At 41.5% G+C, this 12,480-nt stretch carries 12 protein-coding genes and 1 tRNA gene; 4 read left to right on the forward strand and 9 right to left on the reverse strand.

What is annotated here, in order from left to right; all coding sequences use genetic code 11:
• Window positions 1-19: 19 nt before the first annotated feature.
• Window positions 20-763: a DUF481 domain-containing protein gene (locus BI198_RS01440; protein ID WP_070047944.1), complete on the reverse strand. Its 744-nt coding sequence runs from the start codon at window positions 761-763 to the stop codon at window positions 20-22.
• 2 nt (window positions 764-765) lie between these two features.
• Window positions 766-1,590, reverse strand: a complete 825-nt coding sequence (locus tag BI198_RS01445; RefSeq protein ID WP_070047945.1) for a mechanosensitive ion channel domain-containing protein — start codon at window positions 1,588-1,590, stop codon at window positions 766-768.
• A 161-nt stretch (window positions 1,591-1,751) separates the two neighbouring features.
• Here BI198_RS01445 and BI198_RS01450 point away from each other — a divergent pair.
• Together BI198_RS01450 and BI198_RS01455 are read left to right on the forward strand one after the other, a co-directional pair.
• Window positions 1,752-1,827 (forward strand) — tRNA-His (locus BI198_RS01450).
• 70 nt (window positions 1,828-1,897) lie between these two features.
• A complete protein-coding gene (locus tag BI198_RS01455) occupies window positions 1,898-2,449 on the forward strand; it encodes a DUF1285 domain-containing protein (protein ID WP_235605194.1) in 552 nt (183 codons plus the stop codon).
• A 20-nt stretch (window positions 2,450-2,469) separates the two neighbouring features.
• Here the strand turns inward: BI198_RS01455 and BI198_RS01460 are convergent, their stop codons facing one another.
• Window positions 2,470-2,775: a monooxygenase gene (locus BI198_RS01460; protein WP_070047946.1), complete on the reverse strand. Its 306-nt coding sequence runs from the start codon at window positions 2,773-2,775 to the stop codon at window positions 2,470-2,472.
• 60 nt (window positions 2,776-2,835) lie between these two features.
• A complete protein-coding gene (locus tag BI198_RS01465; protein WP_070047947.1) occupies window positions 2,836-3,927 on the reverse strand; it encodes an endonuclease/exonuclease/phosphatase family protein in 1,092 nt (363 codons plus the stop codon).
• A 300-nt stretch (window positions 3,928-4,227) separates the two neighbouring features.
• On the opposite strand from BI198_RS01465, the gene BI198_RS01470 reads away from it, so the two are divergent.
• The gene (locus BI198_RS01470; protein WP_070047948.1) at window positions 4,228-5,511 is read left to right on the forward strand and encodes a metal-dependent hydrolase family protein; all 1,284 of its coding nucleotides are present in this window, start codon (window positions 4,228-4,230) and stop codon (window positions 5,509-5,511) included.
• Window positions 5,512-5,538: 27 nt separating this feature from the next.
• Here BI198_RS01470 and BI198_RS01475 read toward each other — a convergent pair whose 3' ends face one another.
• The 4 genes from BI198_RS01475 to BI198_RS01490 all read right to left on the reverse strand — a co-directional run bounded on the left by BI198_RS01475 (window position 5,539) and on the right by BI198_RS01490 (window position 8,507).
• Window positions 5,539-6,009, reverse strand: a complete 471-nt coding sequence (locus BI198_RS01475; RefSeq protein ID WP_070047949.1) for a DUF2489 domain-containing protein — start codon at window positions 6,007-6,009, stop codon at window positions 5,539-5,541.
• On the reverse strand, window positions 6,009-6,554 hold the full coding sequence (yihI, locus tag BI198_RS01480) for a Der GTPase-activating protein YihI (protein ID WP_070047950.1): 546 nt from the start codon (window positions 6,552-6,554) through the stop codon (window positions 6,009-6,011). Before yihI ends, BI198_RS01475 begins: the two co-directional genes overlap by 1 nt.
• Window positions 6,555-6,607: 53 nt before the next feature.
• Window positions 6,608-7,255 (reverse strand): class I SAM-dependent methyltransferase, encoded by a 648-nt coding sequence (locus tag BI198_RS01485; protein WP_070047951.1) that lies wholly within the window; start codon window positions 7,253-7,255, stop codon window positions 6,608-6,610.
• 625 nt (window positions 7,256-7,880) lie between these two features.
• Window positions 7,881-8,507 (reverse strand): c-type cytochrome, encoded by a 627-nt coding sequence (locus tag BI198_RS01490; protein ID WP_070047952.1) that lies wholly within the window; start codon window positions 8,505-8,507, stop codon window positions 7,881-7,883.
• Between the two features lie 181 nt (window positions 8,508-8,688).
• Here BI198_RS01490 and yihA point away from each other — a divergent pair, with 181 nt between their 5' ends.
• Window positions 8,689-9,321 (forward strand): ribosome biogenesis GTP-binding protein YihA/YsxC, encoded by a 633-nt coding sequence (gene yihA / locus BI198_RS01495; protein WP_070047953.1) that lies wholly within the window; start codon window positions 8,689-8,691, stop codon window positions 9,319-9,321.
• A 248-nt stretch (window positions 9,322-9,569) separates the two neighbouring features.
• Here yihA and polA read toward each other — a convergent pair whose 3' ends face one another.
• Window positions 9,570-12,338 carry a DNA polymerase I gene (gene polA, locus BI198_RS01500; RefSeq protein ID WP_070047954.1) on the reverse strand — a complete coding sequence of 923 codons (2,769 nt, stop codon included), beginning with the start codon at window positions 12,336-12,338 and terminating at the stop codon, window positions 9,570-9,572.
• Window positions 12,339-12,480: the final 142 nt, after the last annotated feature.

Genomic DNA, 12,480 nt, shown 5'->3' on the forward strand with positions numbered 1-12,480 from the left:
TACGTATTAACACTAGGGACTAGAACGAATAAACCAAGGTTAATGTTGTTTGGGTATCGGTGGCTTTTTTATCTACCGGTACCTCAGAGTCATTTTGGATTAAAAAAGCCGCTTTCATTTGCAGTGAACCATTTATTTTTGCTGCTAGCGAGGTTTCGGCAATAGTACGAGTATTATCGTCACCGTATTCTACACTCAGGGTTTGAGCAAAGGTGGCGGACTCACTTAACGTCCACTTATAGCTGGCGGCGGCACGGGCAATTAAGCCGTTTTCCGTTTCACCAGTAGATCGCTCGCCGGTAAAATAACCCGGACCAATTTCAGCATCTAAAGACATATCTTCACTGTTATATAAGCGAGTACCGTAACCGACTGCAACTGTGGTGTACTTGGTATAAGCACCAAATTTATCATCAGTATAAGAACCATACATAAACAGCTTCTCAAACTCATCATCAAGTTTATACGCGGCTTTTGCTGAAATTAAATAACGCTCTGCAGAACGCTCTTTTACTTTATTACCATCAACATCAGTTTTTTCGTCCTCTTTAAAAAAGGCACTAAAAATATACTGATTACTCCAGCTTTCTAACTCTTGTTTAGCATCGATTTTACCAGTTACTGAGGTACCTACCGTATTACCCGTAGTGGTAATGGCACCAAGTTCTGCTGACGTGGTCCACGTTTTATCAATAGCTGTATTCGCATTCGCATTAACGCTGACAACAGCGATGGCCGCTGCCAGTAAAGATAACTTTCGCATGATTACTCCTGAGTGTCTTTTTTGATATGCACGTCCATTTGCGGGAAAGGAATACCAATACCGTGCTCATCAAAAGTAAGTTTAATTTTCTCTAATGTGTCCCAGTACATGCCCCAATAATCAGCCGCATTTACCCAGGGACGAACATGAATATTAACGGATGAGTCGGCTAAAGCTGCCACAGCAATTAATGGTTTAGGAGCAGGTAATACTCGCTCGTCAGCATTAATAATCTCTTCTAATAATTTTTTTGCCAAACGTAAATCAGCGTCGTAAGCGATACCAACTAATATGTCTACGCGGCGGGTGGGCTCGGCTGAGTAATTAGTAATGGGGCCGCCAGTTATTTTGGCGTTAGGCACAATAACGCGTTTATTGTCAGGCGTAGTCATGATGGTTTGGAATATTTCAATTTTATCAACGGTACCTGATACGCCGCCAGCATCGATATAATCGCCAGATTTAAAGGGGCGAAACAGAATAATCAAAATACCAGAAGCAAAGTTAGCTAAAGAGCCTTGTAAGGCTAAACCAATGGCTAAACCGGCAGCACCTAAAATAGCAATGAATGAGGTGGTTTCAACTCCGACTTGCGACAGTGCCATGAGTACAGTAGCAATTAAGATAATGGCATAAACAATACTCGCCATAAAAGACACAACGGCTTTATCTATATGACGAGACAATAAAGCGCGCTCTAATAAACGTTTTACTACTTTTGCAACTAAACGACCCACATAGAAAATAACGATAGCAGCAATAAATTGTAAAAAATAACCGACTATGACTGCATTGTTTTCCTGATAAAACTTGGTGATTTCTTCCATCATCCTCTCCATTTACTGACTTACAGACTAAAAACCGCAAAATTCTAACATAAAATCGAAAATGACGGCAGTAAATGGTACAGATCTTAAGCAACAAATCTTTAAACAGTAAAAAAGCTTGGTGTTAGCCGTAAAATTAGCTAATATAGCGCCTATCTGCGGTGACTGTAGCTCAGTTGGTAGAGCCCCGGATTGTGATTCCGGTTGTCGTGGGTTCGATCCCCATCAGTCACCCCATTCTTCTGTTTCGCCCCATATCTGCTAAGCTTGAATATACAACGTCCTTAATAATGTAGAGTTATTGTCGGTGATAGATTTAAAAGCTTTGCAACAGCAATTGCAGCAACCTAATTTAGCCCCTGTTGAACAATGGCAGCCAAAGTTTTGCGGCGATATACCGTTATATATCGATGCAGACGGGCAATGGTTTTATAATAACAGCCTGATCCAACGTCCGGCGATGGTAAAGTTATTCGCTTCAGTATTACTGTATCAAGATGGTGAACACTTCTTACAAACTCCAGTTGAAAAAATGCGCATTAAAGTCGCTGATGCCGCCTTTATTATTACCGATTGGCAATGGCTAACCAGTAATGACTTACCGGTATTAGCTTTAACTAGCAGCATAGGCGATAAAGTATTAGTTAGCCCTGAGCACCCTATTTTATTGGCTTTATCTGCAGAGCAAGATTGGTTACCTTATGTGCAAATGTGGCGTGGGCTAACGGCTAAATTAAGCCGCAATGTGTATTACCAACTTGCCGAGCAAGTGAGTACAGTGTATTGCAATGGCCAGCAGCATTATCAACTTAAAAGTGCTGGCTTCCCTTATACCTTTGCTATTGCTCCACTAAATTAATGTTTAGTAATTAAGCAGTACTATTTTATTGGCGCTTTTGTTATTTTTGATAAGCTTTGATTAACATCATAAATGCGGGCTCTAACTTCATTCACACCCAAGCTTTTTAATCTGGCAGTATGTTTTTCAAGGTAGGCTTGTGCGCTGGGTTCGTCTGTAAACAAGTAAATACCGCCGGCTTCTTTTAAGCTTTGTTGTTCAGTCCAAATTTTCCAAATAAACCCAGGTTCTTCTGTTATTGACTGGGCTAACTCAGCGAGTACTGTCGACATTTCTTCGCCAAAAGGACCGTTAAAAGGAAAATCTATTTGTAATAGTTTTTGCATATCTATTCCTATCCAATTTAGTATTTATAGCTGTTTTATATCGCAATAAAACTTATTTTATTACTTGCCAGGCTCAGGTACTGAAGCTTTATTCACGCCTTGCTGCTGTGTAATGTCTGTTGCTAAGGCTTTATCTTCAGGCTCTGCGGTTATGCCCTCTTGATCTGCTCCTTGTTCTGGTGTGTAAGTGAGGGTTGTTAGTAACGCAAAGTGATCGGAGCCGATTGATGGTAAGCGCTGAATATTATTTAACGTGAAATGATGACTGTGAAACAAGTGATCCAGTGGCCAGCGTAAATAGGGATAGTGAGCATGAAAGGTGTTATACATACCACGGCCAACACGAGGATCTAACAGGCCACTGAGCTTACGAAATAAGCGGGTGGTGCGAGACCATGCTACATCGTTTAAATCGCCGGTGACGATGGTGGCTTGCTGAGTGTCGGCAATACTACGCGCGACCATAACTAACTCGGCATCACGCTCGATAGATTGTGAGTTTTCGGTAGGACTTGGTGGTGCTGGATGCAGAAAGTGGACCCGAACTTGCTGACCACTCTCTAGCGTTAATAAAGCATGCATTGATGGCACTTCATCTTCGACTAAAAAAGCAATCTTGGTGTCAGTTAACGGTAAGCGCGAATAAACGTGCATGCCGTATAAGTTATCAAGTGGGCATTTTAAGCTGTAGGGCATGCTAACTTCTAAGCTATCTAACTGTTGTTGCCACCATTGATCAGACTCTAGGGTAACCAGTACATCCGGTTGATGTTGCTGCACCTGTTTAATTAACAGCTCAGACTTATGATTAGAAGCCAAAACATTTGCCGTAATAATACTAAGCTGATTATCTGTACCAGCAGAGCGGCTGCCGGCAGTGGTTTTTACTTCAACCGGCCATAGAGGTGTATAAGGTAAAATCCACCATAACTGCCAGCTTAAGCAGAGCAAAACGGCCAGCAACATTAGCCAGCTACTGGGCGCAGTAAAATCGAGAACAATGAATTGAAATACTGCCAGCAGTGCGGCAAGACTAGCAAGTTGTAGTCGAGGAAAATCCCAGCCGCGTACTGCCCAGTGTGGATGGCGCCAAAGCGGCAGCAAGGTTGTTAAAACAATAACAAAAGTTAATAAAGAAAATACCCAGACCATCTTAGGTTCCTTGCTTTAGCATTTATTAGCAATTAACTAGCGAATAATGAGAAACTCCCACAATTCTGCCTAGCTGTAAAGTAGCACATTAGGTGCTAATGAAATAACACGTAATTCGGATTTAAAATCTGTTAAAAGGAACAATAAATCCAACCAACCCACAATAGAACTTCATTATAGTATTTCAGCGCTACAATCTGACGCTGGTCGGTAAAAATGGGTTAACTATCGCAATAGTATTGTTCATTTAGTGCTAGCTGCTATCACTGAATAACAATAATAATTTTTGGTTATAACAATATGCAAAAAACACCATTAGCCCTTTTATTTATCTCTTTAGGTTTTTGCCATTATGCGTCTGCTGCGACCTTAATTTATGCCGGAAAACTGATTACAGCTGATAGTGATAAAGTAAAGTCTAGCCAAACAGTTGTAGTAGAAAACGATAAAATAATCGCTATTGAATCTGGTTATAAAACCGCGACCGATAATGATCAGGTTATCGACTTACGCCAGCATACTGTGATGCCGGGTTTAATGGATATGCACACCCACTTTTATACCCAGTTTAGTGCCACGGTTTATACTGAACCTTTTACTATGAACGAAGCCGATATCGCATTAAGAGCGGCAACCTTTGCTGAAAAAACCTTAATGTCGGGTTTTACTACCGTACGCGAGCTTGGCGATAACTATCAAATTAGTGTGGCATTAAAAAAAGCCATCGCCAAAGGCTATGTAAAAGGGCCACGTATTTATGCTGCGGGTAAGACTATTGCTACCACAGGCGGTCATGCGGACCCTACAAACGGTGTAGCTTATACATTAATGCAAGATCCGGGGCCGAAAGAGGGCGTAATTAATGGTGTTGATGATGCCCGTAAAGCGGTTCGGCAACGTTATAAAGAAGGTTCTGACCTGATTAAAATTACGGCTACTGGCGGTGTATTAAGCGTGGCTAAAAGTGGCACTAATGCCCAGTTTACGGATGAAGAACTGGCGGCAATTGTCAGTACAGCCAACGATTATGGCTTTAAAGTCGCAGTGCATGCTCATGGCAAAGACGGTATGGAGCGGGCAATTAAAGCCGGTGTAGCCTCTATTGAACATGGTACTTACATGGATAAAAATACCATGGCCTTAATGCGTAAACATGGTACTTACTTTGTGCCGACGATTAGCGCGGGTAAATGGGCTGAAGAAAAGTCGCATATAGAGGGTTTTTTCCCTGATATTGTTCGACCTAAAGCGGCCACTATTGGCGGTTTAATTCAAAATACCTTTGCTAATGCTTATAAAGCCGGCGTAAAAATTGCTTTTGGTACCGATGCCGGTGTTTTTGAGCACGGTGACAATTGGCGTGAATTTATTTATATGACGGAAGCCGGCATGCCAGCATTAACGGCAATCCAAAGTGCCACCATAGAAGGTGCACGTTTATTGGGCGTTGAAGATCAACTTGGCAGTATCACTGTGGGTAAAATAGCCGATATTATTGCGGTGCCAGGTGATCCTTTGCAGGATATTCAGCAGATGGGTAAAGTGAATTTTGTGATGAAAGCGGGCGAAATATTTCGTCAGTAAGCAATAAACAACACGTTTTAAACGGGATTACTCCGGTTTAAAACGTGTTAGTAAAGCGGCTGTATCGGCTAAAATTGCAGATTTTAACTCTTCTTCAGCTTGCAAACGTACTTTATCTTGCTGTTTAGTAACCACTTTATCTTGTTTATTCCGGCTCTCATGTGTAGGCATATCTTTTACTACCTGATACATTTGGTATAAGCCGGTATAAGTGGTGTTAGGCTCTGGTATACGATCAGGCGCTAGATGGTCTAATAGCACCCATAACCTTAACGCGCCTTCAGATAGCTCGCACTGCTGCTCTAGCATGGCTTTGCAAATAAGCACTATGCTGTCAGTTAAATACTTTTTGCGTTCAGCGGTTAATTGCTGCTGTTTTTGCTGCATCTGTTGTCGCTGTTGTTGCAATTGCCATAATAATTTTCCAGCATAAAAGGCCAGCGCTGCAATTATTAATGCACCTGAAATTATTAACGTTATTGCTGTAGTGCTAAACATTAGTCGTCATCACCTAATAAATCTTTACGCCAATCAGTTTTTTCAAAGGCGGTTAAAGCATCTTCTGGCTCAGCAGTTTCTTCATCTTGATCTAAACCAAGTTCGGCTAACAATTCAGTTAAACGCTTAGTTTTAGCATTAAAGTACTTCGCGTCTTTACCTGTTAACTGCTCATCTTTTTCAATTTTTTCTAGTAATTGCTGTAAATAAACATCGTTTTCAATAGCCGCTAATTCAACTTCTGGAGCGAGAGGAACGGGTTTAGCTTTGCTTAAACTAGCACGAGGCTGTAACTCTTTGGCAATAACTTCTACTTCTGGCCGTAACGCAACCGGCGCTTTACTGCCTAGGCGTTTGTCTTGTGCCGCTTTATTTGCGTGTTCTGGCTTAGTCGTAGCCGCAACACTATTTCGGTTACCGGATTTTAATCCAGCTCCCTTTTTCTTTGTTTGCTCTTTAGGTTGCCGTGTTTTACGGGCATCCTCTGCAGTTAAGTTGCGCAAACCATTAGGGCCTGCAGAGCGAGTTTTTTTCTGGCGAGTCATGTTGAATACCTACAAAAAAGGGCGCACATTTTAACCACTTTTGGTTATAAACACTAATGCTTTGTGCGTTGCATGATCACAACATCATTTACCGGGAAATGCAATTTATAGCCGTCACGTTTAGCAAGAAAACTAAAAGTATGCTTAGAAAAAAAGCTAACATGGGTCGGATCGGTCTTATAATGCCAATTTTGGAACTGTTCAAGCGTAGTATAACGTTTGGTCATAATGGCGATAACACCACTGGGCTTTAACAAATTTTGCCATTTTTGCCACTCAATAGCAGGTTGCACAAAATGCTCTATGGCTTCAGTGCAGGTTATAAAGTCGTATTGGTGGCTTAACACTTGCTTATCTGTCGCAAAGTAGGGATCCCAAATCGCCATATGGTGGCCTTGTTGCTGCAGTATTTTTGCTAATAATGGCCCAGGGCCACAACCATAATCTAAACCCGTTAGATTAGACCGGCCTAAATGCTGCTGCAGCGGTTGGGCTAAACGCTGCAAAAACTGGCGATAACCTATGTCATTAATGTCATTATCATGGCATTGATAATGTTTTAATTCATCTGTCGCAGAAAGTAGCGTGGTTCGATCGGCAAATACTAAAGCGCAGCAGTTGCATTGCCAATAACAACGTAATTTGTCTTGGCAAAAAAAATGAGTGTTTTCCTGACACAGAGGGCAATGTTGGTTTGGCATCGCGGCAACAGACTTATCTAGTTTTTGAACCTAAGAAAAAGGCGATAAGTTAACTTATCGCCCTGGATTTTTTTGTGTGTCTGTGGACACTATTTTTATTGTGCGCTGTCGTCATCCTGACGCTAGGTAAACACCCTATCAGCTCAAGTTCCGTGTTTTTATTATTTCTCTTCCATGATTTTTATTATTTACGATCATCCTGATACTTTATTAGTCGTCCTTGCGCGTGAAACACGCGGCACATCTTCCTGATGTGTTAATCTGAAGGTACTTACAATAAAAGTACTTACAGTAGATGTAAGACATTAATATTTAAGTACTGTCCCTTCCTTGCGCAAATTCCCTGTTATTATTTGTCACTAAGTGTAACCGCTATTAATGTACGCTGTTTCTAATATATGGCAAGGTACTAGTACAAAAAAAGTTCAATGTAAAAATCAAATAAATATTTTAATGATATTAAACAATGGCTTATTGTTACTTCTGTTTTGTTGGCTGGATATGGAACGGAGAAGTTTGGTCAATTTCTTACGGTCTTTGTGCGATATATCGCACATTTTTCTGCGATGAACTTACAAAAAAGCCGGTTAAATACACCGGCTTAGGTTACTTTTGCAGTTTTAGCTTAGTGTAAGCCACCTAAATATTGAGCTAATAACTCAATATCGGCATCTGTTAGCTTTCTGGCAATATCTTGCATCATGCCATTTGGATCATTAGCTCGCTTGCCTTCACGAAACTCAGCTAAGGTTGTTTTTAAGTAAGTTGTATTTTGGAAGGCAATTTTAGGAAACTTGGCTAAACCACTACCGGTACCGGTTGGGCCATGACATGCGATACAAGAGGCAATACCACGCTCAGCGTCACCGCCACGGTAAAGTTTTTCACCGGCTGTAATAACATTTTCCGGAGTTGTACCTGGTTTCATTTTTTGTGAGGAAAAATAAGCCGCTAAATCTTGCATATCTTGATCTGATAATGCGGCAACCATACCAAACATAATGGCATTATTACGGCCTTGTTGGCCGCCAGTTTCCATACCCAACTTATATTCTTTAAGTTGCTTATATAAATAAGTTGCATGCTGGCCAGCAATTTTTGGATACATATCAACCTGGCTATTGCCATCAGTACCATGACAAGCGACACAAGTGGTCGATTTGGCTTTGCCCGCTTCGGCGTCGCCGTCGAAAGCATGGGCTGTACCGATAAGCCCAAACATTAGCATCAATGGAAATAGAAGTTTTTTCATGTTTTATCCGTCTCTGTCCGCAGTAAAGTGCCAGCATACTGGCATTCAGGAGTAATAACCTTAATTCTTAAGTCTATTTTACACGAATCGACAGAAAGTAAAATCCCATAAAGCATGCAAAAGCTTCTGCCGATCTAGTAGATCCGTTACAATAGCTATAAATAAATAGCCGGAGTAGGCCGTGTACAAGTCAAAAATCAATTATCAACGTGCAACTTTTTTAACCAGTGCGCCTGATATCAAGGCGTTACCAGCTGATCAAGGTATAGAAGTTGCCTTTGCTGGTCGTTCAAATGCGGGTAAGTCGAGCGCGTTAAATACCTTAACCAGACAAAACAGTTTAGCCCGAACTAGTAAAACACCGGGTAGAACGCAATTAATTAATACTTTTAGCTTAGATGCCGATCGCAGATTAATCGATTTACCTGGATATGGCTTTGCTAAAGTGCCATTAGCGGTAAAAGAAAAGTGGCAAAAATCGTTAGCTGAATATTTACAGAAACGGCAAAGTCTTAAAGGCTTAGTGGTATTGATGGATATTCGTCATCCACTTAAAGACTTAGATCAAGACTTAATCTCTTGGGCTGTTGCCAGTGATTTACCGGTATTAGTGTTGTTAACTAAGGCTGATAAGTTAGCTTCAGGCGCACGGAAAAAAATATTGTTAGAAGTACGCGAAGCGTCTATGGCGTTTATGGGTGATGTAACGGTACATTTGTTTAGCTCATTAAATAAATTCGGCTTAGACGAAGTAGAGCAAGTATTAGATACCTGGTATCAAGCTGACGAATTGCCTGCTTCAGAGCAAAATTAAGGCAAAAAAAACCGACACTCACAGGTGTCGGTCATAGCAAACGGGGAGAAGCTATAATTTTAAATCAACAGGGTGTCTTAAAAAGACAGAGCTAGTATACAGCAAAAACTTTATGTTTAAAGTAATTGCTCTAAAGTAGTCGTTTATTTTCACACACTGCGTTTATTATGTTGATAAATAGAAAGCCCCAAAAGATTTGCGCTCATTAAATGCGATTTATAGGCTTATTTTTTAGCAGCTTAGGCGCGTTAATGCGCCTGGTCCCAATTATCACCATGGCCGGCTTCAGCCACTAATGGCACATCTAAATTTGCGGCGGTAGCCATTAAGTCAACCAACTGTTGTTTAACTTGGTCTACTTTGTCGCTATCAACCTCAAACACTAATTCATCGTGCACTTGCATAATCATGCTGACACTATCGTCATTTTGCTGTTGTAGCCAATTATCGACAATAATCATGGCTTTTTTAATGATATCAGCCGCGGTGCCTTGCATTGGAGCGTTGATTGCTGCGCGTTCTGCTGCTTTTTTACGCGCCATATTTTTAGCAGTAATTTCAGGCAAGTATAATCGGCGACCAAAAATAGTTTCAACATAGCCTTGTTCGTGAGCTTGTTTGCGCGTGCGATCCATATAATCCAAAACGCCAGGGAAACGCTCAAAATAGCGGTCAACATAGTGCTGAGCTTCCGCACGGCTAACCCCAAGTTGCTTGGCTAAACCAAAGGCTGACATGCCATAAATTAAACCAAAGTTTACCGCTTTAGCACTGCGGCGTTGGTCGGTAGTTACTTGTTCTAAACTAACGCCAAAGACTTCAGCTGCGGTAGCACTGTGAATATCACGGCCTTGAGCAAAGGCTTCTAATAAGGCTTTATCTTGCGATAGGTGCGCCATAATGCGTAATTCTATTTGTGAGTAATCGACGGCAACAATTTGTTTATTTTTCGGCGCAATAAATGCTTGGCGTATTCGCCGACCTTCTTCAGTCCGTATAGGAATATTTTGTAAATTAGGATCGGTTGAGCTTAAACGACCTGTGGCAGTAACCGCTTGGTGATAAGAGGTATGGACACGGCCACTTAACGGATGCTGCATTTTGGGCAGTTTATCGGTGTAAGTTGATTTTAATTTACTTAAACCGCGATGCTCTGTAATCAGCTTAGGGAACTCATATTCTAAGGCTAATTCAGCCAACACATCTTCGGCGGTAGACGGTGCTCCGGTAGGTGTCTTCTTTAATACCGGCAATTGCATCTGGTTAAATAAAATTTCTTGTAGCTGTTTAGGTGAGGCTAAATTAAAGGTGCTGCCTGCTTGCTCGTAAGCTTGCTGCTCTAATGTTGCTAGGCGCTCGGCTATCTGCTTACTTTGGGTTTGTAATAACTTAGCATCAATTAGCACGCCATGACGCTCCATGCGGGATAGAACGTCTACTAGCGGCATTTCAATTTGCTGCAATACTTCTACTAGCTGTGGTTGCTGTTGTAGCTGAGGCCACAATGCTTGATGCAGTTGTAGAGTAATATCGGCATCTTCAGCGGCATACACTGCAGCTTGCTCGAGTTCAATTTGATTAAAGGTCAGTTGCTTGGCACCTTTACCCGCTATTTCTTCAAAACTGACGGTTTTTTTGCCCAGATGCTTTAAGGCTAAACTGTCCATATCATGGCGACCTGCTACAGAGTTCAGCACGTAAGACTCCAGCATGGTGTCGAACTTAATACCTTTAAGCTGAATATTATAGCGAGCTAGTACACTTTGGTCGTACTTTAAATTTTGGCCAACTTTAGCAAAATCATCACTTTCTAGCCAAAATGCTAATTGTTGCAATACCCAGTCGCGATCTAACTGTTCAGGTGCACCAATATAATCGTGGGCAACGGGTACATACCAAGCTTTATCAACACTGGTAGCCACTGATAACCCCACTAACTCGGCTAACATATAATCGAGACTTGTGGTTTCGGTATCAAAAGCGGTTAATTCACTTTGGCGTAAAGCGTCCAGCATAACGGCAAAATCAGCTTGGGTAAGCACAGTTTGATAGTCGGTTATGCGTGGCTCTGCGGCTGTTATTTCATTTGCCACCAATTCTGCAGGCGTGTTTTCAGTTATTACTTCGTCGGGTGCCGCACTTAATATTTCTTTTAACCAGCGATTAAACTCACATTCCTGATATAAAGCAGTCAAACTAGCGGTATCAACCTCAGTAATAGTGAGATCATTTAGCGTAACCGGCAATTCAACATCAAGTTTAATGGTGGCTAGTTGGAGAGACAGTTCAAGCTGGTCTTTAAACTCAACTAACTTAGCTTTCATGGTTTTTGCACCACGGAAACTTAGGGTTGCCACCTTATCTAACTGTTGATAAATGGCATCAATTGAGCCCATGCCTTGTAATAAGGCCACAGCCGTTTTTTCGCCTACGCCAGGTAACCCCGGTATATTGTCAGACTTATCACCCATTAAAGCTAAGTAATCAATAATTTGCTCTGGTGTAACGCCAAATTTTTCGACGACGCTATCTGGCTGTAAGATAGTGTTAGTCATGGTATTAATTAGCGTGACATGCTGATTCACTAACTGGGCCATATCTTTATCACCAGTCGAAATTAACATGTCTCGACCGACTGCCGTCGCTTGTTTGGCTAAAGTACCAATAACATCGTCAGCTTCAACTCCGCTAATACAAATTAACGGTAAGCCCATGGCTTTAATAATTTTATGCAAAGGTTCAATTTGACTTCGCAGATCATCCGGCATGGCGATGCGATTAGCTTTATATTCGCTATACATTTCATTGCGAAACGTAGGGCCTTTAGCATCAAACACTACCGCCATTTGTGTCGGTTTATATTGGCGTAATAAACTTTTCAGCATATTAACGACACCATAAATGGCCCCCGTTGCTTCGCCACGGGAATTGGTTAAATGCGGTGGCGAATGGTAGGCACGAAATAAATAGGAAGAACCATCAACTAAAATAAGTGGACTGTCTGCGTTGCTAGTCATGAATTAAACATCCTGCAGAAATAAAGCTATAGCATGCCACAGCAGGCCTTATGCTGCTAGTTTCATTAGAGAATTAGCATAAGCACAACCTGTGGATAACTTTGTGCAAAACCTAGGAGTAAGCGCAGCGAGCTTAAACTGA

Source organism: Rheinheimera salexigens (assembly GCF_001752395.1).
GTDB classification, from domain to species: domain Bacteria; phylum Pseudomonadota; class Gammaproteobacteria; order Enterobacterales; family Alteromonadaceae; genus Alishewanella; species Alishewanella salexigens.